This is a genomic window from Pontibacter mangrovi (genome assembly GCF_006385705.1).
Taxonomy (GTDB): domain Bacteria; phylum Bacteroidota; class Bacteroidia; order Cytophagales; family Hymenobacteraceae; genus Pontibacter; species Pontibacter mangrovi.
In genome coordinates, this window is record NZ_VFRQ01000004.1 from 360,515 (window position 1) to 383,507 (window position 22,993).

Sequence of the window (22,993 nt, forward strand, 5' to 3'; positions counted from 1 at the left end):
ATAGCGTGGGTGCGGAACTGCAAAGTCCTGTAACCGGCTACTAACATCTACAGAATTTATGGAAAATATGGAAAACGAAACCGGAGCCATACGTTTGCAGGCGCAGCGCTCGCAGTACCGGGAGCACTCGGTGCCTTTATACCTTACCTCCAGCTTTATGTTTGAGGATGCCGAGCAGGCGCGCGCCGTGTTTGCCGAAGAGGAGCAAGGGCAGGTATACTCCCGCTATGGCAACCCAAACGTAGACGAGCTGCTGCAGAAGATGTGCTTCCTGGAGAAGGCGGAGGATGGCTTCGCGTTTGCGTCGGGGATGGGCGCTATCTTTGGCACCCTGGGGGCCTTGCTGCAGTCCGGCGACCACGTACTGGCCTGCCGGTCTGTTTTTGGCTCTACGCACCAGCTGCTCACGAACGTTTTCCCGAAATGGGGCATTACTCATACGTATGCCGATGCGTCAAAGCCGGAGGAGTGGGAGAGCCTGATCACGCCGGCCACCAAACTTATACTGATCGAAACGCCCTCTAACCCGGGGCTGGAGCTGATAGACCTGGAGTGGCTGGGCGAGTTGAAGCGCAAGTATAACCTGCTGCTGGTGGTGGATAACTGCTTCGCCACGCCTGTATTGCAAACGCCAACCGACTTTGGCGCAGACCTGGTGCTGCACTCTGCCACTAAGTATATCGATGGGCAGGGACGTGTGCTGGGAGGGGTAACCGTAGGCCCTAAGGAGCTGATCGCGAAGATTCGTTTCTTTGCCCGCCACACCGGGCCGGCCATGTCGCCGTTCAACGCCTGGGTGCTTTCTAAAAGCCTGGAGACGCTGCAGCTGCGGGTGGAGAAGCATTGCGAGAATGCCCTGAAACTGGCTGAGGCACTGGAGGGAAACCCGGCGCTGGAGAAGGTGAATTACCCGTTTCTGCCATCGTTCCCGCAGTATGATTTGGCCAGGAAGCAGATGCGCCAGGGCGGGGGCATCGTGACGTTGGAGGTAAAAGGCGGCTACGACGCAGCTAAGCGCTTTATTGATAACCTGCAGATGGCCAGCATCACGTCCAACCTCGGCGATACCCGCACCATCGTCACGCATCCGGCCTCCACCACGCACTCCAAACTGAAAGAGGAAGAACGCGCTGCCACGGGCATTACGCCTGGTTTAGTGCGCGTATCGGTTGGCCTGGAAAGTATAAACGACATCATTGCTGACGTGAAGCAGGCGCTGGAGCGGGTGTCGTAGCTAGGTGGTTAGCAGGCTGTTTATATCTAAGTTTGGTCGATTTCCCTGCCGCAAGATTGCATCGTGTGGCTTTATTGGGGCAAGCTTTCAGCTTGTGAACGTATAAACCTTGCGTCATAAACAACCACGAGTGGAAAACTCGTGGGAGGTTTACAGAATAGTGAATATAGGCTCTAATCTTGGCCTTTCTCAGTGGCAGTGTCTTTTCATTCTCCATACTTTTAACAGGCTGTAGGAGGATGATCTGTAAACAAACCGCATCCGTTTGCGCTTTAACATAAACAAAGTATAAACTTGCTTTGCACCGCCTGCAGCCGTAGTTTGCAAGTATAGCTAATCAAAAACAAGTATGGAAGTTAACCTTACACGCGTAGACGAGGATTACCACTTCGTGGCGACAGGAGCGTCTGGAGTGGAGATAAACATAGACGGATCGCCGGCAATAGGTGGCCACAACGCCGGTGCCCGGCCAATGGAGCTGCTGCTGATGGGCCTCGGCGGCTGCAGTGCCATCGATGTGATCCAAATCCTGAAAAAGAAGCGGCAGCAGATCGACTCCTTCAACATCAATGTTAAAGCAGAGCGTGTAGAGGGAGAGGCGCCTTCGCTTTTTAAGCAGATACACGTGCACTTTGTACTGGGCGGACCGCTGGAGGAGCTGAAGGTGCAGCAGGCCATTCAACTGTCGATGGACAAGTACTGCTCCGTGGCAGCCATACTTTACAAAACAGCCACCATCACCTATAGCTTTGAGGTGGCGGTGATGTAGCCGGATTGGCACAAGTATAATTATGTCAAACTCATAGCGCAAGCGTCCGCTTGTGCTGCGTTAATAAAGTAAAAGCCGCTGCAGTTTATACTTGCAGCGGCTTTTGCTATAGCTCGTAAGACGCTCACAGGTCTGAAAGACGCTGTGAGGTCATCTCATTAATATTCAATCTCAGCCACCATACCGGCGCCCACTGTGGCAAACGAAGTCTCGTCTACCAATATAAAGCCACCGTTGGAGCGGTTGTCGGCATACTTGTCGAGCAGGAGCGGAGCGGCCGTTTTGATCTGCACGCGGCAGATGTCGTTCAACTGCACCTGGTCCACGTCCTCCAGATGGTCGAGCGTGTTGATGTCGATCTTATAGTTGATGTGGCGCACCACGCAGCGGGTCTCGGTGGAGTTGTGGCGGAGCAGCAGCTTGGCTCCCGGCTTCAGGGCCTTGTTGTGCATCCAGCATACCTCGGCCTCAAACTCTTGCGCCACCTCCAGTCCGTCGGCTGCTTTTACGATCACGTCGCCGCGGCTGATATCCACTTCATCCTGCAGTTGCAGTACTACCGACATCGACGCAAACGCCTCCTCCAGCACTTTACCACCCAACTCCACAGATTTCACCGTCGTTGTTTGGCCGGATGGCTGCACGGTTACCTTGTCACCGGCTTTGTAGGTGCCGCTGATCACTTTGCCGGCATAGCCACGGTAGTCGTGGTGCTCGGCGGTGAGCGGACGGATGACATACTGCACCGGGAAGCGGGAATTCTCCAGGTTGAAGTCCTGCGACACGGGCACCTGCTCCAGGTGCTCCAGCAGGCTCGGTCCCTGGTACCACGGCATGGTCAGTTCAGAGCCCTCCACAATATTATCGCCTTTCAGCGCGCTGACAGGTATAAAGGTGATATCCTTCGCGTTTAGCTTTTGGGCGAACTGCTTGTAGTCTTCCACAATCTGGTTGTACACCTGCTCATCATAGCCCACGAGGTCCATTTTGTTGATACAGATCACCAGGTGCGGGATGCCCAGCAGCGAGGAGATGATGGAATGGCGGCGCGTCTGCTCCTGCACACCCTTGCGGGCATCAACAAGGATAATAGACAGGTTAGAGTTGGACGCACCCGTTACCATGTTGCGGGTATACTGGATGTGGCCTGGCGCATCGGCGATGATGAACTTGCGCTTCTCCGTGGAGAAATACTTGTAAGCCACATCAATCGTGATACCCTGCTCACGCTCCGCCTTCAGGCCATCCGTCAGCAGCGACAGGTCCACCTGCCCGTCCTCGTTCACGCGACCGGAGCTTTCGATGGCTTCCAGCTGGTCGGCAAAGATCTGCTTCGTGTCGTAGAGCAGCCTGCCGATGAGGGTGCTTTTGCCGTCGTCGACGTTGCCGGCGGTAATAAATCGTAGTATGTCCATTAAAAATATCCTCCTTTCTTACGGTCTTCCATCGCTGTCTCCGACAACTTGTCGTCGATGCGGGTAGCGCCGCGCTCACTAATTTTTGACTCCAGAATCTCGGCAATCACACCGTCAATGTCATGGGCTATACTTTCCACGGCGGCGGTGCAGGTCATGTCGCCTACGGTGCGGAAACGCACCTGCTTTCGCACCACCACATCGTCCGGCTCCTGGTAAATAAAGTCCGACCAGGCCATCAGTTTGCCGTCACGCACCAGGCACTCACGCTCGTGGGTATAGTAGATGTTGGGCAGCGCGATTTCCTCCCGCTTGATGTAGTTCCACACGTCCAGCTCCGTCCAGTTGGAGATCGGGAACACGCGCACGTTTTCGCCTTTGCTGATGCGGCCGTTGTAGATGTTCCACAGCTCCGGGCGCTGCCGCTTCGGGTCCCACTGCCCAAACTCATCACGCACCGAGAAGATACGCTCCTTGGCGCGGGCTTTCTCTTCGTCGCGGCGGGCCCCGCCGATGCAGGCGTCAAAGCCAAACTCTTCGATGGTCTCCAGCAAAGTATGGGTCTGCAGCGCGTTGCGGCTGGCGTAGCGGCCCTTCGGCTCCGATAGGTTCTTGCGCTTGATGGTTTCCTCTACGTTGCGCACAATCAGCTTCTCGCCCAGGCGCTCGGCCAGTTCATCGCGGTAGCGGATGGCCTCTGGAAAGTTATGGCCCGTATCGATGTGCACAAGCGGGAACGGAAACTTGCCCGGTCTGAACGCCTTCTCAGCCAATCGTACCAGCGTAATCGAATCTTTTCCGCCGGAAAAAAGCAGGGCCGGCTTCTCGAATTGCCCCGCCACCTCGCGCATAATATGGATCGCCTCCGCCTCCAGTTGGTCCAGGTAATCCAGGTATCTCTTTGTCATATAATTTTGAATGAGCAGTTGAGTGAATGAGTGAATGTGACTTACCAAACCTTCACTTTCTAACTCTCTAACTTTTTTAACTTTCTAACTTATCTAGCATGCAGGCCGCACTCTTTCTTGGAGTTGTCTTCCCACCACCAGCGGCCGGCCCGGAAGTCCTCGCCTTCGGCAATGGCGCGGGTGCAGGGGGCGCAGCCGATGCTTACAAAACCCTTGTCGTGCAGTGGGTTATACGGAATGTGCAGCGTTTTCACCTCGGCTTTCACCTGCTCCAAAGTATAATCCAGCAGCGGGTTATACTTGATGAGCTGGTGCGCCTCGTCCCACTCCAGCAGTTGCAGCTCCTGGCGTGCCCCCGACTGTTCGGCGCGGATGCCGGTTACCCACACCTGCACCCCCTGCAGGGCACGGTTCAGCGGCTCCACCTTCCGGATGTAGCAGCACTGTTTGCGGTCGTCGATGGAGTTGTAAAAGCTCATCGGTCCTTTTTCGTTCACCAGCTGCTCCACCGCCTCGTGCTTCGGGAAGTATACTTCTATCTTTTTGCCGTAGTGGTTGTTGGTCTTGTGCAGCAAAGTATAACTCTCGTTAAAAAGGCGGCCGGTGTCCAGTGTGAACACGCGTATCGGCAGGTCCTGCTCAAAAATGTGGTGCGTAAGGAGCTGGTCTTCTATGCCGAGACTGGACGAGAAGGCAATGCTGCCCTCAAAGGCCTGCGACAGGCGGCGCAAACCCTCGGCAGCCGACAAGCCAGCCAACTCTTTGCGCAGCGAATCCAGCCTGGAAAGTAGTTCCTGAGATAAATCCATATTCATAAAAGGTTGAAATTGTAATAATCCGGAAATCCAGCTATAATCCCGGGAAAAAACACTGCCGCCGCTCCACCTCTTGCAGGTATAGTGGCAGATTAACTCCCTGGCTGCTCTGCTAAAGTACAGCCACGCCTAACCAAAGGCCAGAAGCAAATGAGAAAGTGCTGGTTATTAGCACATGCAACAGCAACAACAACAGAACCCTTTGGTGCTGGGGGCAATGTTGGCAAAGGCAGTCTGGGCTGTGGCGGTGCTACGGCCGGCTGTACATGGTGCTGGTATGTGTGTGTAGGTGTGCATGGCATCGTATATTTATATGTCCCGGACAACTGGCCGGGTTAGGATTTGGCACCTTACTTTTCAGGAGGTTGCCAGAGGGTCAGGGAGCCTACTCTCTCGCCTCTTCTCTATAAATCTTTAATTTAAGGCGTTACCGCCTCGGTTAAGATGCCCAAAATTAATGCTTTTTCCGGAATGTGTAAATTTTGAGTAAGTTTTATTCTGTAGCCGCCCTTCCCGCGCCTTAGGCCGCCAACTGGGAAACATACTTCACCAGCGAGCGCTTGGCGATGGGCAAAAGCGAGTGCTCCAGCGGTACGGGCAGGCTGGCTACGGCGGCAAAAGTGGCCGGGTTAGGCATTTCCTTGCGCTCTTTTATGAGTTGCGCTTTCAGGTGCTCATGCGTTAGCGCCAGCCCGCGGCGCACGGTTTGCAGCAGTTGGGTATGGATGCCCCTGTACTTCTCGTAGGTATTCTCAAAAACGGTGATGTTGTACAGGTATACCTGCGTTTCCTTCACAGGGGAGTACTCCAGAAACAGGTATCCCTCGTTGTGGTACATGGGCGTGATGCCGACGGGGCTGATCTCGAGGTGGCGCTCCACAAAGTCGTAGAGTTCCTTTCCCTCTTCCAGCGCCTGCCCAAACAGCGGCGTGGCATACTGGATGATCTCCTCTATCTGCTCCATCGTCTCGTCGTCCTGCACGATCTTCTCATACACCAGCTCCAGTTTCTCAAAGTCGGCGCGGCTGATGCGCTGCGGAAACTGCTCGTACACCAGGCGCTTGTGCTCCTTTACCTGCTGCAGGTTTCGGTAGTGCATAATCAAATCAGAAAAGACAGGGTAGAGGCGGTGCCGGCTAAACTCACCTTTAGCGGCCTGCAGGTAAGCCAGCAGCAGGTACTTCTTATACTCAAAGTCTAAGAGCCCTTCGGTAAGCCAGTTGACAGGTAGGGTGTTCATAAGCCATCAACTCTAGAGGTTTGTACTTGTGCTATTAAACGAAAAAGTTAAGCGCAAAGGTTGTGCAAACACAGATATCTATAAACTAAAGCCAATGTTGCTTGCTTTTTACGTATAAATTATATTTTTTTCAGGTAGCGTTTCGTGTTCGGCTCTTCCTGTTGTTGCTTTTCTGTTGTTTTAGGGGCCATTGCAGAAACCATGAAATACTTAAACTAACCTCACACACCTAACGATGTTCAAATCACCCTTCCCGAAGGCATGTTACCTGCTTATGGTAAGCCTTCTCACCTTGTTTTCCTGTAACGATAAACGGCCGGGAGAACCCAAAGTGCTGGTGTTCAGTAAGACCAGCGGCTTTCACCACAACTCGATTGCAGCAGGCAACGCTGCCCTGATGAAGCTGGGGAAGGAGAACGGCTTTCAGGTGGACACCACCACCAACGCCGCCATGTTCCAGGAGGACTCCCTGAAGCAGTACTCTGCCGTGGTGTTTCTGAACACAACCGGCGATGTGCTCAACAATTACCAGGAGGCCGACTTTGAGCGCTACATCCAGGCGGGCGGTGGGTTTGTGGGCATACATGCCGCCACAGACACCGAGTATGACTGGGGCTGGTACGGCAGGCTGGTGGGCGGTTACTTTAACGGCCACCCGGAGCCGCAGGAGGCCGTGCTGCATGTACAAGACAAAGAAAACGAAGCTACCAAACACCTGCCAGCCGAGTGGAAGCGCAAAGACGAGTGGTACAGCTTTAAGAAGCTAAACCCGGACACCAAAGTGCTCCTTACCATTGATGAAAACAGCTACAAAGGAGGCACCAACGGCGACAACCACCCCATGTCCTGGTACCACGACTACGACGGTGGCCGGGCCTTTTATACGGCCCTGGGGCATACGATGGAGTCTTACGAGGAGCCAAACTTTCTGAAGCATGTGCTGGGCGGCATCAAGTATGCCATCGGCGAGAACAAGGAGCTGGATTACGAGAAGGCAACGGCGCAGCGGGTGCCGGAGGCCGACCGCTTCGTGAAAGTGCAGCTGAACAGCGGGGCATTTTTTGAGCCAACCGAGATGACCATCCTGCCAAACCTGGATATACTGGTGGCGCAGCGCCGCGGCGAACTGATGCTCTATAACCATGATACGGGCAAGGTAACGCAGGTGGGGGAGTTGGATGTATACCATAAAACCACCGTGCCGGATGTGAACGCCGAAGAAGGACTGATGGGCCTGGCGGCAGACCCTGATTTCGACAAGAATAACTTTGTTTACCTTTTCTACAGCCCGGCCGATACTTCCGTAAACCGCCTCTCCCGGTTTGTGTTCCGCAACGGAAAGCTGGATAATGCCTCCGAGCAGGTTATCCTGCAGTTTTATTCGCAGCGTAATATCTGCTGCCACACGGGAGGCTCCATAGCTTTCGGACCAAACAAGACGCTATACTTGTCTACAGGCGATAACTCAACACCGTTTAACGAGAAAGGGCAGCCCTATGTAAACAATGGCTACGCGCCGCTGGACGACCGCCCGGGGCACGAGCAGTATGACGCACGCCGCACCTCTGCCAATACCAACGACCTGAGAGGCAAGATTATCCGCATACAAGTAAACGATGACGGCACCTACACGATTCCGGAGGGCAACCTGTTTGAGGACCAAGACCCGAAGACGCGCCCTGAAATCTATACGATGGGACACCGCAACCCGTACCGCATCTCCGTGGACCAGAAAAAAGGCGTGCTGTATTGGGGCGAAGTGGGGCCGGATGCGGCCGGCGACAGCCTGGAAGTGCGTGGCCCAAGGGGGTATGACGAGGTGAACCAGGCGCGCAAGTCGGGTAATTACGGCTGGCCATTGCTTATTGCCGATAACTATGCCTACCATCGCTACGGCTATGCCAAAGGCGAGAGCGGGGCTGCCTTTGATCCGGCAAAACCCGTGAATGACTCCCGCAACAACACGGGCCTGAAGGAGCTGCCACAGGCGCAGCCGGCCTTTATCTGGTATCCTTACGCAGAGTCTCCGGATTTTCCGCAGGTGGGCTCCGGAGGGCGCAACGCCATGGCCGGTCCGGTATACTATACCGATATGTTCCCGAAGGAAACCCGCTATGCCTCTTACTACGACGGCAAGCTGTTTATCTACGACTGGATGCGCAACTGGATAAAAGTGGTGACCATGACGAAAGAGGGTGACTTCGACAAAATGGAGCCCTTTATGCCGGACATCAAGCTTACCGGCGCGATAGACATGGAGGTGGGGCCTGATGGCAGGCTGTACGTACTGGAGTATGGCTCCGGCTGGTTCGCCAAAAACGATGACTCCGGCCTTGCCCGCATCGACTACCTGGCCGGTAACCGCCCTCCCAAAGTAACAGACCTGACAGTGGATAAAATGAGCGGCAAAACACCGCTGACTGTTACGGCCAAAGTAGAGGCAACAGACCCGGAAAACGATAAATTGCGCTACCAATGGCAAGTGGATGGTGCCACAATCGCGACAGACGAGCCTGTGCTGAAACATACTTTTGCCGATAACGGCGACAAAACCATCAGCGTAACCGTGCTCGACGATAAAAAGGCCTCGGCAAATAGCAGCACCCTTACGCTGTATGCGGGCAACGAGCAGCCGCAGGTAAATATAGCCTTGCAGGGCAACCGCAGTTTCTGGTTCGAGGGCCAGCCGGTGAAGTATGACGTGAAGGTGCAGGACCCCGACGGAGAAGTGGACATGAATAACTTGTTTGTATCGGCAGACTATGTGGAAGGAACCGATATGGCAGGCGCCTCCAGAGGGCACCAGATTGTGTCGGAGGAAATGCTGGGCAAGAACCTGATGCTAAGCTCCGACTGCAAAGCCTGCCACGCCATTGACAAGAAATCCATTGGGCCAACCTATAAGCAGGTGGCAGCGCGCTACCAGAACGACCGGGAGGCCCTTAACCGATTGTCTGCCAAGATCAGAAAAGGCGGCAGCGGCGTGTGGGGCGAAACGGCCATGCCGGCTCACCCGAATATGTCGGAAGCTGATGTCAAGCAGATTGTGAAGTGGGTGCTCTCGTTAAACAACAGCGGGAATGCGCGTAAATCGTTGCCTGCCAGCGGCGAGGTAATGCCTAAGGTAGGCGAGAAGCAGCAAAGCAATACGGTGCTGAAACTTACGGCCACCTACACAGACCAGGGTGGGCAGAACATTAAGCCACTTGCCGGCACAGGCGTGATATACTTGCGCCACAACACCCTGGATGCTGCCGATTTTAAGGCAATGAAAGGCTTCAATGCAGTAGAGTTCGGCGGTGCCTCCTTCCTGATCTTTCCGGCGGCAGAAGGCTGGGTAAAGGCAGAGCAGCTAGACCTGACAAGCATCGGCAGCATAGAACTGATGGGATTTGCCAACGGCGAGAAAACAACCTTTCATGTAGAGGTGCGCCTGGATAGCCCTGAGGGCAGGAAAATAGGGGAGGGCGAGCTGGTGCTGAGTGGCGAGCGCAAACCCGGCTCCGGCTCCGTTCAGCTACAGCAGGTGCCCGGCAATAAACTGCACGATGTATACCTGGTGGTAAACATTGCCAACGGTGCCTCCGGCCAAAACCATGTGCTGAAAACGGTGAAGTTCTTGCCAGCATCGGGTGCAGGCAAAGCGTTGAGTAGGAAGTAACGTTTCTGCAAATATTGGATAGAAGAGGCTGCCCCGAATAAGGCAGCCTCTTTGGGTTAAAGGCGCTGCTTCGGTAGCGCCCTTTTTTACTTACGGCCCTTACTCAAGTTTCTTCAACTCCTCCTGCACCCGCCAATCGCTGTAATTCCAGGACTGCCAATCTCTGGCTGATACCTCATCCAAGAACCAATTCTGCCGGGAGATTAGGCTTTGCTCTTGTATCTCACTGAAAGCATCATTTTCAATTCTGGAGGCTTGTATCAGCTCAGGCAGATTCACGTCTGACAAGCGGGTGAGGTAGTGATAGTCTGTGTTACTGGCGATGTGGATGTTAAAATGGGTGATGGCCCTATCCCAGTTAAACATGGCAAGCAGGAGCAGGACCGTGTAGAGCGCCCAGGCATTTTTGCGGAAAAGGAACCAGTTATTTTTCAGGTGTGCAACTTTCAAGAAGCTGAAAAAAAGGCCGATGGTGGTTAACGTAAGGTAAGTATAAACGCCGATGCGTTTGTAGGTTAGTCCGTAGTTGAAAACATAAATGCTGTTCTTCGTGAGTGTAAGCAGCACAAGTATCGCATTGAGCGCTAACCAGGTATATGCCAACTGCTTTAGCCTGTAGTTGTGCGTCATGAAGTTTAAGTTACCACGAAATACACATACCAGCACTCCTATGGCAAGCATTATCGAAAGGATAAGTCCGTAAACCCCCTGGTGCAGATAGTCAGACCAAACAACAGAGGGAGGTAAGGTGCCAATAGTCAGGTAGTAAGCATCTGAAAGTATAAAGAACAGGAGCAGCAGGTTCAGCATTACCAGCAACAAGACGCTGGTGCGGTATTCATACTTTAGGGCCGGCAGCTTAAACGGCTTAAGCTTTCGTTTTCTCAACCGGATGAGCGTGTTGCCGGTAGCAAGGTCTTTTTCTGTGATGAACGCAATCGTCTTTTGATGGAAAAGTCCGAACAGCAGTACAAATCCCAGCACCGTAAACCCAATCCAGCCCCACGAAACAAAATCCACCTGAATCTGGCTGAGTACGTAGCGAAAGGCGCTGCTGGCACTGGCATAGATCATCAGAAAAACGACTGAAACAGCTATCGGTATGCCTACCATTTGCAGATGTTGCCGCTGCACTCCGGCAAGTATAGCCACGCCCCCTGTTTGCTCTTTGTTATTGGCTGCCTGTACACAACTGTCCATCAGGGAGTAGACCAGGGAGTAAACAGCGTTTGCAGCCGCCACGAATACAGAAGACTTGGGCGATACGCTAAAGCCGGCCAACAGCACCAGCGATACCACGTTCATGAACACTGCCAATTCAGAGCCACTCATTAATATGCTGAAGCCCGTAAGCATACTGGCTCCGGCAGTGGCATACCAACTACTTTGTTTTCGGGTATGCTTATTAGTTTGCCGGTACAGGAGCCAGGTTACCACCGTGGTGAACAACAGAAAGTTTACTCCCGGGCTTTGCCGGTAAAACAGGTAACTATAAGCAACCACAGCGGCTAGGAGATACAAGTCGTTCTTTTTTAGAAATGATTTCATAAGTATGAATAGAAGTGTTTAAAGTACTTTGTCTTTCAAAGTAAGCGTTTAAAAAAATATCTCGAACCCTGATTAACTACCAGCAAAAGGTGTCCCGAAGAGGCCGACTGCCAGCTCCGCCCAAACGAGGAAAAGTATGAGCAGAATGGCTGCAATAAAAGCAATCCGGTACTCTGGTTTCCGTACTTTTCTTAGCACAAACTCAACCATCAGGCCGGTGCCAAGCAGCAGGATACCTGCGACAATAAAATCGAATATACCCCAGTTCACTTCGGTCGAAACCAGCGTTCCGATGAATGGGATGAGCAAAAGAGTGGCTACTGCCAGTAAAATGCCGGTAAGTCTTTTGTTTTGCGTAATCATAATGGTATCTCCTTATTTATAAAGTTTATGATAGTGATTATTTAAAGTTGAAAATCAGTGGAAAGAGGAACACCACCACAGCTGCCCAGACAAAGTAGACCGGGATGTAAAGCGCAATGGCTTTCCCGACTTCCGAAATAGCCGCCTTCCGGGTAACGGTTCTAAAAAGCATCACCGCCACGAGCAGCAAGTGAACGAGCATCAGCACATTAGCCCCAAGTACCGCCACCCGGTTAGGGGTGATGCCCCAGGCCGAGATCCGGAATGAGATGGCTGACAGCGCAACGCCATTTACCACTACCGTGACAATAGCCAGCAGCAGAAGCACCCACACGCCCGAGGCTGACCTTCTGAAGGCAGCGCCTTCCGCGACGGAGAAGAAGATAAGGGCCATCACCCCGATCAGCAGCACGTTGAACAGCATCAGAAACTCGCGGTCGTTGTAAGGGTCTTTGCCCGAGTAAACAATGGCGCCCAGGTACACCACCAGCATGACCAGAACCAGCGGGCTGAACAGCTTTGCAATAACAGGCGATACTTTGTTAACCAGCTGCGGATTAGTTTGGGTGAGGTAAGTGGCCACAATAGGCACCGCGGGCAGCCCGAATACCACCACATACTCAAAGTAGAAGTTCTCAATCCTGAAACCGATCAGGGCAAACAGTCCGATGGTGATGGCCGTCATCAGCACCCCGGCAATTACCAGCAGCGCGCACATCACCGCCAGGTCGCCGTTGAAGCGCAGGTAGCTAAGGCGCTTTCTGTAATCGCTCAGTTCATCGCCCGCAAAGGACAGCCCAAGTATAACCCACAGCAGCAGCGGCAGGTGGATACAAGCGAGCAGCAGGGTATCGCTCTGCGGGTTGTTTGGCAGGAAGTTGATGTACAGTGCGCAAACAACTGTCGCAAAGCTGATGAAAGAAATGGTGCTGTCGGCTGGTTTGTTTTTCCAGGCGAAGAAGGCTGTTAGAAACGGGAACACCAAAAAGCTCACATTGCGGGGATAATAGAAATCTTCGCTGATGGGGAAGATGGCCGGCAACTTGGCCAGTATACCCGCCACCAGCGTTGCCAGCACCACGAACAAAAACTCATTTCTGGAGCCCCAGGAGATCTCCTCGGGTTCATAGTTGAGGCGCTCGTTCCAGATATCAGCCAGCAAATTGCCGCTAAGCTGTGGATAAATACCATTGAACTCCTGCCTGAAGCCTGCCTTATTGGCTCGGTACAGCTTTTCCAGTTGCCTCGGGCTGTTGAGGTGGGAGAGGATCTCGTTTCTCATAGGTTTATACTTTAAGCCTTCTTAATTCCACATGGTGCCGGCCAAGCCCAGCACTGTACCTAGCCACAGCCCAACAAAGTATACCACGATGCTCAGGAGTATGGCAATAGTTCTGTTAAAACCGCGCGACGCCTGGTACTCCATGAAAGCGTAAAAGGCGCCACCCAGTGCACCGGCCAGCGGGGTAATAATCAAAGGCCTGATCATCCAGTATTTTCCCCATTCCGGATGAGGGTTATCCACTCCGAATACAAAAAAGGAGATAGCGAGCAAGGCAATGCCTGCACCTACTAAAATGGGTTTTACCACTGATGAGGATCGCATTGATTTGTTTTGAGAATGATTTGGCTGTGACATGGCAGTGAAGTTTACAAGATTTCTACATGGTTATTAAAGTACTTTGAGTTGCAAAGTATAAGTATAAAAAAAATTACTCGTTTTGCCGGTTATCTAAAATTAGCCGCTCCAGTGCATCCAAATGCGCTTTAAAAGCTTCGCGTCCGGCGTCCGTTGCCTGGTAGGTTGTATTGGGCTTGCGGCCGACAAACTGTTTCTCTACCTGCAAATAACCCGCTTCCTCCAGCGCACGCAGGTGGCTGGCCAGGTTGCCGTCCGTCAGTTGCAGGGTTTCTTTCAGGTTGTTAAAGTCCGTTTTGTCCTCCACCATCAGCACCGACATAATGCCCAACCGCGCCCTGCTCTCGAAGGCCTTGTTTATATTTTCAAGGTATGCTCTCACAGGGCTGCTAGCGTTCGTATTTTAAGTACATCAACGTGCCGTAAACAATGTGCAGCACGCCAAACCCGATCGTCCACGACAGCAAACCATACCCTATAAAGAAGCTGGATAGCAAACCAAGCACAATTTCGCTCATGCCCAGGTACCTGATATCGCCCAGCGTATACTTGCTGCCGTTTACCAAGGCCAAACCATAGAAGATAAGCATGGCAGGGGCAACCAGGTACACAATGCCGTGGTAGAGAAGCAATGCGCAGAAAACGCCGCCCACCGCCAAAGGGATGGCCAGGTTCAGCAACAGCCGCTGCGATTTGCTGTCCCAGACGCGGTGGTTGTTGAGGCGCGCCTTCCGGGCCGTAAAGTATACCGCCAGGACAAGCGCAACTACCATCACCGCCGCAGCCACACCAAGCATAAACAGGATCGTGCCCCAGTTTAAGCTGACGGTATAATCGTTGCGGTACACAATATTGTGCTGGCTAAGGTGCCACTTTACCACAGCCGCGCCGGCAAGTGCCGAAAGGCCCGCAAACACACCGGACAGACCGCTGAGCGAAATAAAGCGGGAGGAGCGATCCATGATGTTGCGGATCTCGTGCAGGGCTTCTAACTGGTCTTGCTGCTGATTCATGTTAAAGTACTTTGAGTTTCAAAGTTAATAGGTGTTTACGCAATTCCAAGAAAGAAGTATAAAAATATTTATGAAGGATGATGAAGAGCATGGAATTGGCCGGTAGGAGGTGCTGCGGATAAAGAACAGCCTCAGAAGCCGAAAACTAAACAGGGTGGCTCTGAAAGCGCTGCCAGGGCCAGAGCGCCGCTAACCAAAGCCATTGCCTTACGTTTAAGTGGCAATACCCTCAGGCGGGAAGTATGAAGTATACATCCTGCCTGAACCATACTTGAAAAACAAGACAAACTATGAATTACACTGAGCATTTTGAAGGCATAAAACTGGACGTACAGGCCGTAGACATTGAAATCTCTGACGCGATCCAACAGAGCGTGCGCGACGCCATCACCAAAATTAAGCGCCACGCCAAGAAAATAGATTCTGTGGATGTATACTTTAAGGAGGAGGCCAGCCAGTCCACCAACCAGAAAAGCGTGCACATGCGCGTGGGCATTCCCGGCAACGATGTGTTTGCGCAGGACTCGGGCGACAACTGGTACGAGCTCCTCAAAAACGTGGAGGAAAAGCTGAAGCGACAACTGGAGAAACGATAAAGCACGAAGCAAAAAATTGGTAACCTGGCTGTACTGATCACAAAGTATAGCCAGGTTACTTTTTTATTTCTCAGCTTTCCCAGAACCGGTTATTTTAGCTGGGGCAGGTTAATCTATACTTGCGGCCAAAGCGTTCGGATATTTTTAGCAAATCAGATTATGAGCAACTCCTACTATCAAAACAAAAACATACTGATTACAGGCGGTGCGCAGGGGATAGGCTTGGGTATGGCGCAGGCGTTTGCCAGGGCTGGGGCACGGGTTATCGTGACGGATGCCGATGCCGAAGCCGGGCAGGAGGCGCTGCAATGGCTGCAGGAGCAAAAACTAGCGGCCGACTTTATACGCTGCGATGTAAGCTCGGAGCCGGAGGTGAAGGACCTGATGCGGCAGGTAGGGGAGAAGCACGGGCAGCTGGATGCGCTCCTCAACAACGCCGGCATCGCCGACCCTTTTCAGGGGGCGCTGCAGCAGCTGGACATGGCCGCCTTCGACAAGGTGATGGCTGTGAACCTGCGCGGGCCCATGCTATGCGCCAAGTATGCTTTGCCGCTCCTCAAAAAGGCGCAGCAACCGGCTATCCTGAATATTTCCAGCACGCGCGCGTTTATGTCGGAGCCTGATACGTTTGCCTACTCCGCCTCGAAAGGCGGCCTGGAGGCCTTAACGCACTCGTTGGCTGTTAGCCTGTCAGAAGAACGGGTACGGGTGAACGCCATCGCGCCCGGCTGGATTGAGGTGCGGGACTGGAAAAAGGAAAGCGAGAAACAAGTGCCGCACCACCGCCAGCAGGATAAAGAGCAGCACCCAGTGGGGCGGGTGGGCGAGCCGCAGGACATAGCCGAGGCCGCCTTGTTCCTCTGTTCCGATAAAGCTGGGTTCATTACCGGCCAAAGCCTTACCATCGACGGCGGCATGACCGTAAAAATGATCTACGCTTGAAGGTAAAAAAGTAGAAAGGTAGAAAGTTAAGTTACACATCAACCAACAACTAACAATCAACAATCAGCAATTAACAACCAACAACTAACAATCAGCAATCAATAATTAACAACCAACACCCTTCCGCTCGTAGAAGTATAGGATAGCCTGCAACCATGATAACAGACCTGCCTGAAAACCTTTCCCTACTATACGTAACCAACCCCATGTGCGCGTGGTGCTACGGGTTCACGCCGGTGGTGCGCCGCCTGAAGGCCTTGTGGCAGGGGCAGCTGGACGTGCAGGTGCTTTTCGGTGACTTGCAGGCCCATGAAACAGCGCCTTTGGAGCACCGGCAAAAGGAACAGCTGGCCCTAAGCTGGCACCGGGTGCAGGAGCGGACGTGCCTGCCTTTTGAGTACCGCTTTTTTATACAGCGCAGCTATGTTTTTAACACCGAACCTGCCTGCCGCGCCATGCTTTGCGTGCGGTTGCTGCGCCCGGTACTTACCCTGGAGGTGCTGCGCGCCATGCACTCCGCTTTTTTTGTAGATAACATCGACCTGAAAGACACCAAAGAGTTGGTGCGCCTGGTGGGGCTGTTCGGCATTCCCGAAAACCTGTTCCTGACTTTGTTTGAGTCGGAGGAGATTGTGCAGCAGCTGGAGGATGAGTTTGCTTACGTGCACCGCCTGGGCGCTACTACCTTCCCAAGTATGTATCTGCTGACGCCTGAGGGGCCGCAGCGTCTTTCCGCGGGTTACGTTAGCCTGCAGGAGCTGGAGCAGCGCATGCTGCAGCTTTATTAGTCTGACTTGGTAAAATTTTAATATAAAATTCTCTATATAGCGGATTAATAGCATCTATGACAACCTATGGGCTGCTTCTGCGTATATTAAAATCTCATTATATTTAATTGTTCTTGATTCCAATCCAGAAAAGAACCTGACTCTATGAGAAGCAAAACAACTACAAACCAAGTTGATGAGTACGTAGATAAACTGTCGCCTGAAAAGCAGCTGCTGGCCCAGGAAATACGCCGCATCATAAACTCCTCGGTGGCCCATTTAGAGGAATGCGTGCGTTGGGACTGTGCCTGTTATTTCTTTTACGGCCCGGTTTGCTATTTTTCCTCTTCGCGCAGCGGCCTGCACTTTGGTTTTTTCCGGGGCAAGGAGCTCTCCGACCCGCACCGCCGCCTGGTGAGCCGCAACGGGCAATACCCGCACATCAAAATCCGCACCCTGGCCGATATTGACGAAGCATATTTTGCTGACCTGGTGCGCGATGCCGTGCTCCTGAACCAGAACTAAATAGAAAGCCTACAGGCTTTCTTCGTGGGTGCATTCCTCTCCCGGTTTCTCCAGCTCAATGGTTACATGCTGTACATTCATGTCTGCCATGGCGGCGCGTATTTTCTTTTTAAGCTCCTCTTCCTGGCGTGCTGGTAACGATGTGTCCGTTACGGCGTGCATGGTCAGCACGTTGTAGGTGCCGTCCAGCGTCCATACATGCAGGTCGTGCACAGAGCTGACTTCGGATATCTGCTGCAGCCGGCCAATCACTTCCTCCGGGCGGATGTTATCGGGGGCAGCCTGTAACAGGATGTGCATGGTATCGCGCAGGTTACGCACCACATTGTAGAGCACGTACACCGTGATCAGCACAGAGAGCAGCGGGTCTATCCACGGCACATCAAAAAAGTAGAGGATGATGCCGCCAACCAATACCGCTACCCAGCCCAATACATCCTCCATCAGGTGCAGCCGAACAACGCGCTCATTTAGCGAGTCGCCTTTCTTTAGGCGCAGCACGGCCGCCCCGTTCACGATAATTCCCAGCACGGCAAAGCCCACCATGCCCGGCGCGTTTACCTCCTCGGGGTTAAAAATGCGCGGGATGGCCTCCGAAAGTATAAAGAAGGAGCCGACCAGCAGCACCACCGAGTTGATAACTGCGCCCAGCAGCGAAAAACGTTTATAGCCAAAGGTATACTTCTGGTTGCGGCCCCGCTTGGCTACATTCTCGAAGTACCAGGCCAGGCCCAGCGAGAGCGAGTCGCCCAGGTCGTGCAGGGCATCGGATAGGATAGCGATACTGTTGATCCACAGGCCGCCAAAGATCTCCAACAGCGTGAACGTAAGGTTAAGGAAGAAGGCAACTTTAATGTTGCTTCCGGCCCCATGGTGATGGTGATGCCCAGGGCCTCCGTGGTGGTGATGTGCGTGTGCCATAGTTCTGAAAACGGCTTTGGGCCAATTAAGATGCCTTTGGGCCGCGTAGTTGCGCTTTTGCGTATTGGTTGTACATTTGTATAAGAAGGTATTCCAGATTTCCACCCCCATACAAACACATGAAGATACTACTAATAGAGGACGAACAAAAGGTGGCCTCCTTTATTAAAAGGGGGTTGGAAGAGCAGAGCTACGAGGTTGACCAGGCCTATGACGGCAGCATGGGCATCAAGCTGGCGCTGCGGCATGAGTATGACCTGATCATTCTGGACATTATACTTCCGAACATGAACGGGCTGGAAGTATGCCGTGAAATACGCAGCCACAACACGGGGGTGGCCATTCTGATGCTAACAGCGCTGGGCACCACAGACGACAAGATCATTGGGCTGGATGCCGGCGCAGACGATTACCTGGCCAAGCCGTTCGAGTTTAAGGAGCTGCTGGCACGCATCCGGGCGCTTACCCGGCGGGGCACCGAGACCAGCTCAGGCGAAAAGCTGAAAGTGGCCGACCTGGAGATGGACGTGAACCGCAAAACCGTGACGCGCGCCGGCAAGCCCATCAACCTGACGGCACGGGAATTCTCGCTGCTCCAGTACCTCCTGCGCCACCAGGGCAGGGTCGTGTCCAGGGTGGATATTACGGAGCAGGTATGGGAAACCTCCTTCGACACAGGCAGCAACGTGATTGACGTGTACATCAACTTCCTCAGGAAAAAGATAGATAAAGAACATAGCGTGAAACTGATCCATACGTTGGTGGGGATGGGGTACGTACTGAAAGAATAGCCGCTAGCATGAAGATCCGGACCAAACTTACGCTGCAGTTCGCGGGCATTTTTGCCTTCATACTCATCCTGTTCTCGCTGGTGGTATACTATTTTACGTCGCTTTACCGCCAGGACGACTTCTACAAGCGCATCCTGCGCCGGGCAGAGGTAGCGGCGCGCTATGTGTTTGAGGCCGATGAGGTGGGCGAGGACTTGCAGCGCCAGAACATGATCGACTTTTATCATGAGCTGCCCTACGAAGCGGTGCGGATATTCAACAGCAACGGCGACCTTATTTTTTCTCATGGCGAGGGCAACCTGGGGGCAACCAAGCAAGTGCTGGAGCAGGTGCGGCAACAGGGCGCAGTGGAGTACGACAATGCCGAGCGGCAGGTGGTGGGCATCCGTTACCAGGATAACCAGGGCGATTACGTAGTGCTGGCCTCCAGTATAGATGCCTATAGCCTCCGGAAGCTGCAAAACCTGAAAATCATACTTGTGGTTGGCTTTCTGGGGTCGGTGGTGGTGGTGGTGCTGGCTGGTTGGGCCTTTGCCAAGCAGGCGCTGCGGCCCATCACCAAAGTGGTGAGCGAGGTAGAGAAGATCAGCGCCAACGACCTGCACCTGCGGCTCAGCAACGCAGAGGGAAAGGACGAACTGTCTTACCTGGCGCAGGTCTTTAACAAGATGCTCGACCGCCTGGAGCTGGCGTTTGAGATGCAGAGCACCTTTGTATCGAATGCCTCCCATGAGCTGCGCACGCCCCTGACGGCCATGATCGGCGAACTGGAGGTAGCTCTGATGAAGCAGCGCGAGCCGGAGGAGTATAAACGGGTGCTGCAAAGCACGCTGGAAGATGCTCGCCTGCTCACAGAGCTGTCGAACGGGCTGCTGCAAATTGCCCAGGCAAGTATAGATCCTTCCAAAATCAGGCTGAACCTGGTGCGTTTCGACGAGCTGGTTTGGATGGCCCGCGACCAGGCCCTGAAGCGGCACCCGCAGGCCCGCATCGACATCGATTTTGCCAACTTTCCGGATGATGAGAACCGCCTGACCGTGCGCGGAAACGAGGCCCTGCTATTGATAGCCGTGGTAAACGTGCTGGAGAATGCCCTGAAATTTTCCCCGAACGGGCGCGTGGCGGTGGGGCAGATAGAAGTGCAGCGGCACGATGTGGTGCTGCGCGTGCAGGACCGCGGCCTCGGCATTTCGGAGGAAGACCTGAAGCACGTGTTCGTGCCGTTTTTCCGGGCAGAGAACGTGCGCAACATCACGGGGCATGGCATCGGGCTGCCGCTAACAGAGCGTATACTGAAGCTGCACAAAGGCAGTATAGAAGTGCGCTCCCAGATCAACAAAGGCACCGAAGTGACCATCAAACTGCCGCAGGCTTATACTATAATCGGGTAGCGCGGCGCATTTTAATCTCTTTTTAATGTCGTTTTAATTCCACCTTAATCTGGCCACAGTAGGTTTGTGTCAGTTAGGTGTACAGGGTCTGCTGCGCTTGTATGGGCTTTGGCTCATGCAGGTGCGGCAACTTTTTTTGAATTATTTACGCGACTTATGACAGAAAGAGGAACTAAAGTAAATTATTTAGCCCATTTGGGAAAAGACATTCCAGCCGGATTGGTGGTGTTTTTCGTGGCCCTGCCACTGTGCCTGGGTATATCATTGGCTTCGGGAGCGCCGCTGCTTTCAGGCCTGGTAACCGGCATTGTGGCCGGTATTGTGGTGTCGTGGCTGAGCGGCTCAGAGCTGGCCGTAAGCGGTCCTGCGGCCGGACTCACGGTGATCGTACTGAACGGAATCGAGACGCTAGGGTCGTTTGAGGCGTTTTTGCTGGCAGTAGTCATCGCGGGCTTTCTGCAGTTGGTGCTGGGTTTCCTCAAGGCCGGTGTCATCGGTTTATACTTCCCCTCTTCGGTTATCAAAGGCATGCTGGCCGCCATTGGTCTTATCCTGATCCTGAAGCAAATTCCGCATTTTTTGGGGGCAGATGATGACTTCTTCGGCGCCATGAACTTCTTTCAGTCCAATGGCCGCAACACGTTTTCTGAGCTCGGGCATGCTTTTTCGAGCATAGAGGTAGGCGCCCTGATTATTGGCGTGATCTCGCTGGCTATTGTGCTGCTGTGGGATAACCCTAAGATTAAAAGCAACAAGGTTTTAAGTATGGTACCGGGGGCGCTGGTGGCGGTGTTGCTATCGATCGGCCTGAACCTGCTGTTCGTCAACTTTATGCCGGAACTGGCGGTGGCATCCACGCACCTGGTAAACATTCCGATCATCAGCGGCTTCAGCGACCTGGGTACCGAACTGCAGTTCCTGGACCTGAACGCCCTTACCAACCCCTCGCTATACATCGTGGCCGTTACCATTGCCATTGTGGCCAGCCTGGAGACACTGCTAAGTATAGAAGCCATCGACAAACTGGACCCGCACAAGCGCCGCAGCAACACCAACCGCGAACTGAAGGCACAGGGCGTGGGCAATATGGTGGCCGGCCTGTTGGGCGGCTTGCCGATGACAGCCGTGATCGTGCGTGGCTCTACCAACGTGGCGGCCGGTGCCCAAACCAGGGTGTCCAGCTTTGTGCACGGCTCATTTCTGGCGCTGTCGGTATTTCTGCTGGCCAGCCTCATGAACCAGATTCCGCTATCGGCTCTGGCCGCCGTGCTGTTGGTGGTGGGCTTTAAGCTAACAAAGCCTGCCCTCTATAAAGCGCAGCTGAAACTTGGAGGCGAGCAGTTCATACCCTTTATCGTTACCATTCTGGCCATCCTGTTCACAGACCTGCTGATCGGTATCTGTGTGGGCCTCGCCGTGGGCATCTTCTATATCCTAAAGGCAAACTATAAGTCGCCCTACTTCTTCCACAAAGAAGAGCACCGCGACCGCGAGCTGATCCGGATAAAGCTAAGCGAGCATGTTTCTTTCCTGAACAAAGCCAGCATTGTGCTGACGCTAGACCACCTGCCCAACGACAGCCACGTGGTGATTGACGGCGAAAGCTCCGAGTACATCGATTACGACGTGCTGGAGGCTATTCAGGAGTTTAAGAAAACGGCCCACGAGCGCAACATCCATGTAGAACTCATCAACATTGGCGATGTGGCCGTGATGGACATGCACTAGGGCAATCAATAAGTATAAAACCAAGATTAACCATGGAGAAGATTTTTGAAAATAACCGCAAGTGGGTAGCCAATAAACTGGCTGAAGACCCGGAGTACTTTAAGAAGATGGCCAACGGGCAGGAGCCGCGCTACCTGTTTATCGGGTGCGCCGACAGCCGCGTGCCGGCCGGCGAGATCACCGGTCATGGCCCGGGAGAGATGTTTGTGCACCGGAACATAGCCAATATGGTGGTACACAGCGATATTAACATGCTGTCGGTGCTGCAGTATGCGGTAGAGGTGCTAAAAGTACGGGATGTTATCGTGTGCGGGCACTATGGCTGCGGTGGTGTGGCAGCGGCTGCCAGCAACAAGCAGTTTGGCCTGATCGACAACTGGCTGCGAAACATTAAAGACGTTATCCGCCTGCACGATGAGGAAATTACGAGCATAGACGGGGAGCACGAGCGCCTGCGCCGCCTTGTAGAGCTGAATGTGGTAGAGCAGGTGCGCAACCTGTACAAGACCTCTATCATTCAGAATGCGCTGCAAACGGATAACCCGCCAAGGCTCCACGGCTTGGTGTACGACATCAGCGAAGGCCTGCTGCACGACCTGGAGGTAGACATGGATACCATACAGCGGTACGACAGCATATACAGGCTGGCAGCTGTAGAGCAATAGTGTATTACAAGTTAGAGCAATACTGTTTTCCTATTTCTGTTCAATTAAAAATAGCCTCCTGC

At 53.3% G+C, this 22,993-nt stretch carries 22 protein-coding genes and 1 riboswitch; of the genes, 11 read left to right on the forward strand and 11 right to left on the reverse strand.

The window, feature by feature from the left end; translation table 11 throughout:
* The first annotated feature begins 58 nt into the window (after window positions 1-58).
* Both FJM65_RS09865 and FJM65_RS09870 read left to right on the forward strand, forming a co-directional pair.
* Complete coding sequence (locus tag FJM65_RS09865) at window positions 59-1,234, forward strand: trans-sulfuration enzyme family protein (RefSeq protein ID WP_219855967.1); 1,176 nt, start codon at window positions 59-61, stop codon at window positions 1,232-1,234.
* A 349-nt stretch (window positions 1,235-1,583) separates the two neighbouring features.
* Window positions 1,584-2,003: an OsmC family protein gene (locus tag FJM65_RS09870; protein WP_140621333.1), complete on the forward strand. Its 420-nt coding sequence runs from the start codon at window positions 1,584-1,586 to the stop codon at window positions 2,001-2,003.
* 158 nt (window positions 2,004-2,161) lie between these two features.
* Here the strand turns inward: FJM65_RS09870 and FJM65_RS09875 are convergent, their stop codons facing one another.
* From FJM65_RS09875 to FJM65_RS09890, 4 genes are all read right to left on the reverse strand, one after another.
* Window positions 2,162-3,418: a sulfate adenylyltransferase subunit 1 gene (locus FJM65_RS09875; RefSeq protein WP_140621334.1), complete on the reverse strand. Its 1,257-nt coding sequence runs from the start codon at window positions 3,416-3,418 to the stop codon at window positions 2,162-2,164.
* Window positions 3,418-4,326 (reverse strand): sulfate adenylyltransferase subunit CysD, encoded by a 909-nt coding sequence (cysD, locus tag FJM65_RS09880; RefSeq protein ID WP_140621335.1) that lies wholly within the window; start codon window positions 4,324-4,326, stop codon window positions 3,418-3,420. The genes FJM65_RS09875 and cysD overlap by 1 nt, the downstream gene beginning before the upstream one ends.
* An 89-nt stretch (window positions 4,327-4,415) precedes the next feature.
* Window positions 4,416-5,141, reverse strand: a complete 726-nt coding sequence (locus FJM65_RS09885; RefSeq protein WP_219855968.1) for a phosphoadenylyl-sulfate reductase — start codon at window positions 5,139-5,141, stop codon at window positions 4,416-4,418.
* Window positions 5,142-5,447: 306 nt separating this feature from the next.
* Window positions 5,448-5,554: riboswitch (SAM riboswitch) on the reverse strand.
* 107 nt (window positions 5,555-5,661) lie between these two features.
* The gene (locus tag FJM65_RS09890; RefSeq protein WP_140621337.1) at window positions 5,662-6,381 is read right to left on the reverse strand and encodes a hypothetical protein; all 720 of its coding nucleotides are present in this window, start codon (window positions 6,379-6,381) and stop codon (window positions 5,662-5,664) included.
* Window positions 6,382-6,655: 274 nt separating this feature from the next.
* Here FJM65_RS09890 and FJM65_RS09895 point away from each other — a divergent pair, with 274 nt between their 5' ends.
* Window positions 6,656-10,042 carry a ThuA domain-containing protein gene (locus FJM65_RS09895; RefSeq protein ID WP_239022907.1) on the forward strand — a complete coding sequence of 1,129 codons (3,387 nt, stop codon included), beginning with the start codon at window positions 6,656-6,658 and terminating at the stop codon, window positions 10,040-10,042.
* A gap of 99 nt (window positions 10,043-10,141) precedes the next feature.
* Here FJM65_RS09895 and FJM65_RS09900 read toward each other — a convergent pair whose 3' ends face one another.
* From FJM65_RS09900 to FJM65_RS09925, 6 genes are all read right to left on the reverse strand, one after another.
* Window positions 10,142-11,590, reverse strand: a complete 1,449-nt coding sequence (locus tag FJM65_RS09900) for a DUF4153 domain-containing protein (protein ID WP_140621339.1) — start codon at window positions 11,588-11,590, stop codon at window positions 10,142-10,144.
* A gap of 72 nt (window positions 11,591-11,662) precedes the next feature.
* Window positions 11,663-11,953: a hypothetical protein gene (locus tag FJM65_RS09905; protein ID WP_140621340.1), complete on the reverse strand. Its 291-nt coding sequence runs from the start codon at window positions 11,951-11,953 to the stop codon at window positions 11,663-11,665.
* Between the two features lie 37 nt (window positions 11,954-11,990).
* Window positions 11,991-13,235: a DUF4153 domain-containing protein gene (locus FJM65_RS09910; protein WP_140621341.1), complete on the reverse strand. Its 1,245-nt coding sequence runs from the start codon at window positions 13,233-13,235 to the stop codon at window positions 11,991-11,993.
* A 21-nt stretch (window positions 13,236-13,256) separates the two neighbouring features.
* Window positions 13,257-13,559: a potassium transporter KefB gene (locus FJM65_RS09915; RefSeq protein ID WP_239022908.1), complete on the reverse strand. Its 303-nt coding sequence runs from the start codon at window positions 13,557-13,559 to the stop codon at window positions 13,257-13,259.
* Window positions 13,560-13,665: 106 nt separating this feature from the next.
* Window positions 13,666-13,914 carry a winged helix-turn-helix domain-containing protein gene (locus FJM65_RS09920; RefSeq protein ID WP_394348136.1) on the reverse strand — a complete coding sequence of 83 codons (249 nt, stop codon included), beginning with the start codon at window positions 13,912-13,914 and terminating at the stop codon, window positions 13,666-13,668.
* 67 nt (window positions 13,915-13,981) lie between these two features.
* Window positions 13,982-14,605 (reverse strand): hypothetical protein, encoded by a 624-nt coding sequence (locus FJM65_RS09925; protein WP_140621344.1) that lies wholly within the window; start codon window positions 14,603-14,605, stop codon window positions 13,982-13,984.
* Between the two features lie 290 nt (window positions 14,606-14,895).
* Between FJM65_RS09925 and hpf the strand changes: the two genes are divergently transcribed.
* The 4 genes from hpf to FJM65_RS09945 all read left to right on the forward strand — a co-directional run bounded on the left by hpf (window position 14,896) and on the right by FJM65_RS09945 (window position 17,435).
* Entirely contained in the window at window positions 14,896-15,201 is a 306-nt protein-coding gene (gene hpf, locus FJM65_RS09930; protein ID WP_140621345.1) for a ribosome hibernation-promoting factor, HPF/YfiA family, read from the forward strand.
* A 159-nt stretch (window positions 15,202-15,360) separates the two neighbouring features.
* Window positions 15,361-16,143, forward strand: a complete 783-nt coding sequence (locus FJM65_RS09935) for an SDR family NAD(P)-dependent oxidoreductase (RefSeq protein ID WP_140621346.1) — start codon at window positions 15,361-15,363, stop codon at window positions 16,141-16,143.
* A 155-nt stretch (window positions 16,144-16,298) separates the two neighbouring features.
* Window positions 16,299-16,931 carry a DsbA family protein gene (locus FJM65_RS09940; RefSeq protein ID WP_140621347.1) on the forward strand — a complete coding sequence of 211 codons (633 nt, stop codon included), beginning with the start codon at window positions 16,299-16,301 and terminating at the stop codon, window positions 16,929-16,931.
* 144 nt (window positions 16,932-17,075) lie between these two features.
* A complete protein-coding gene (locus FJM65_RS09945) occupies window positions 17,076-17,435 on the forward strand; it encodes a DUF1801 domain-containing protein (RefSeq protein WP_140621348.1) in 360 nt (119 codons plus the stop codon).
* A gap of 9 nt (window positions 17,436-17,444) precedes the next feature.
* On the opposite strand, the gene FJM65_RS09950 is transcribed toward FJM65_RS09945, so the two are convergent.
* Entirely contained in the window at window positions 17,445-18,356 is a 912-nt protein-coding gene (locus FJM65_RS09950) for a cation diffusion facilitator family transporter (protein WP_140621349.1), read from the reverse strand.
* Window positions 18,357-18,475: 119 nt separating this feature from the next.
* Here FJM65_RS09950 and FJM65_RS09955 point away from each other — a divergent pair, with 119 nt between their 5' ends.
* The 4 genes from FJM65_RS09955 (at window position 18,476) to FJM65_RS09970 (ending at window position 22,931) form a co-directional block, all read left to right on the forward strand.
* Window positions 18,476-19,147 carry a response regulator transcription factor gene (locus FJM65_RS09955; protein WP_140621350.1) on the forward strand — a complete coding sequence of 224 codons (672 nt, stop codon included), beginning with the start codon at window positions 18,476-18,478 and terminating at the stop codon, window positions 19,145-19,147.
* Window positions 19,148-19,155: 8 nt separating this feature from the next.
* On the forward strand, window positions 19,156-20,538 hold the full coding sequence (locus FJM65_RS09960; RefSeq protein WP_140621351.1) for a HAMP domain-containing sensor histidine kinase: 1,383 nt from the start codon (window positions 19,156-19,158) through the stop codon (window positions 20,536-20,538).
* Between the two features lie 156 nt (window positions 20,539-20,694).
* Window positions 20,695-22,266, forward strand: coding sequence for a SulP family inorganic anion transporter (locus tag FJM65_RS09965; RefSeq protein WP_140621352.1), 1,572 nt, complete (start codon window positions 20,695-20,697; stop codon window positions 22,264-22,266).
* A 32-nt stretch (window positions 22,267-22,298) separates the two neighbouring features.
* Window positions 22,299-22,931: a carbonic anhydrase gene (locus FJM65_RS09970; RefSeq protein ID WP_140621353.1), complete on the forward strand. Its 633-nt coding sequence runs from the start codon at window positions 22,299-22,301 to the stop codon at window positions 22,929-22,931.
* Window positions 22,932-22,993 lie beyond the last annotated feature (62 nt).

Excerpts from the sequence above, each read along its gene's own strand:
- FJM65_RS09865 (WP_219855967.1), top strand. The coding sequence starts at position 59 with ATGGAAAATATGGAAAACGAAACCGGAGCCATACGTTTGCAGGCGCAG.
- FJM65_RS09870 (WP_140621333.1), top strand. The coding sequence starts at position 1,584 with ATGGAAGTTAACCTTACACGCGTAGACGAGGATTACCACTTCGTGGCG.
- FJM65_RS09875 (WP_140621334.1), bottom strand. The coding sequence starts at position 3,418 with ATGGACATACTACGATTTATTACCGCCGGCAACGTCGACGACGGCAAA.
- cysD (WP_140621335.1), bottom strand. The coding sequence starts at position 4,326 with ATGACAAAGAGATACCTGGATTACCTGGACCAACTGGAGGCGGAGGCG.
- FJM65_RS09885 (WP_219855968.1), bottom strand. The coding sequence starts at position 5,141 with ATGAATATGGATTTATCTCAGGAACTACTTTCCAGGCTGGATTCGCTG.
- FJM65_RS09890 (WP_140621337.1), bottom strand. The coding sequence starts at position 6,381 with ATGAACACCCTACCTGTCAACTGGCTTACCGAAGGGCTCTTAGACTTT.
- FJM65_RS09895 (WP_239022907.1), top strand. The coding sequence starts at position 6,656 with ATGGTAAGCCTTCTCACCTTGTTTTCCTGTAACGATAAACGGCCGGGA.
- FJM65_RS09900 (WP_140621339.1), bottom strand. The coding sequence starts at position 11,590 with ATGAAATCATTTCTAAAAAAGAACGACTTGTATCTCCTAGCCGCTGTG.
- FJM65_RS09905 (WP_140621340.1), bottom strand. The coding sequence starts at position 11,953 with ATGATTACGCAAAACAAAAGACTTACCGGCATTTTACTGGCAGTAGCC.
- FJM65_RS09910 (WP_140621341.1), bottom strand. The coding sequence starts at position 13,235 with ATGAGAAACGAGATCCTCTCCCACCTCAACAGCCCGAGGCAACTGGAA.
- FJM65_RS09915 (WP_239022908.1), bottom strand. The coding sequence starts at position 13,559 with ATGCGATCCTCATCAGTGGTAAAACCCATTTTAGTAGGTGCAGGCATT.
- FJM65_RS09920 (WP_394348136.1), bottom strand. The coding sequence starts at position 13,914 with ATGTCGGTGCTGATGGTGGAGGACAAAACGGACTTTAACAACCTGAAA.
- FJM65_RS09925 (WP_140621344.1), bottom strand. The coding sequence starts at position 14,605 with ATGAATCAGCAGCAAGACCAGTTAGAAGCCCTGCACGAGATCCGCAAC.
- hpf (WP_140621345.1), top strand. The coding sequence starts at position 14,896 with ATGAATTACACTGAGCATTTTGAAGGCATAAAACTGGACGTACAGGCC.
- FJM65_RS09935 (WP_140621346.1), top strand. The coding sequence starts at position 15,361 with ATGAGCAACTCCTACTATCAAAACAAAAACATACTGATTACAGGCGGT.
- FJM65_RS09940 (WP_140621347.1), top strand. The coding sequence starts at position 16,299 with ATGATAACAGACCTGCCTGAAAACCTTTCCCTACTATACGTAACCAAC.
- FJM65_RS09945 (WP_140621348.1), top strand. The coding sequence starts at position 17,076 with ATGAGAAGCAAAACAACTACAAACCAAGTTGATGAGTACGTAGATAAA.
- FJM65_RS09950 (WP_140621349.1), bottom strand. The coding sequence starts at position 18,356 with ATGGCACACGCACATCACCACCACGGAGGCCCTGGGCATCACCATCAC.
- FJM65_RS09955 (WP_140621350.1), top strand. The coding sequence starts at position 18,476 with ATGAAGATACTACTAATAGAGGACGAACAAAAGGTGGCCTCCTTTATT.
- FJM65_RS09960 (WP_140621351.1), top strand. The coding sequence starts at position 19,156 with ATGAAGATCCGGACCAAACTTACGCTGCAGTTCGCGGGCATTTTTGCC.
- FJM65_RS09965 (WP_140621352.1), top strand. The coding sequence starts at position 20,695 with ATGACAGAAAGAGGAACTAAAGTAAATTATTTAGCCCATTTGGGAAAA.
- FJM65_RS09970 (WP_140621353.1), top strand. The coding sequence starts at position 22,299 with ATGGAGAAGATTTTTGAAAATAACCGCAAGTGGGTAGCCAATAAACTG.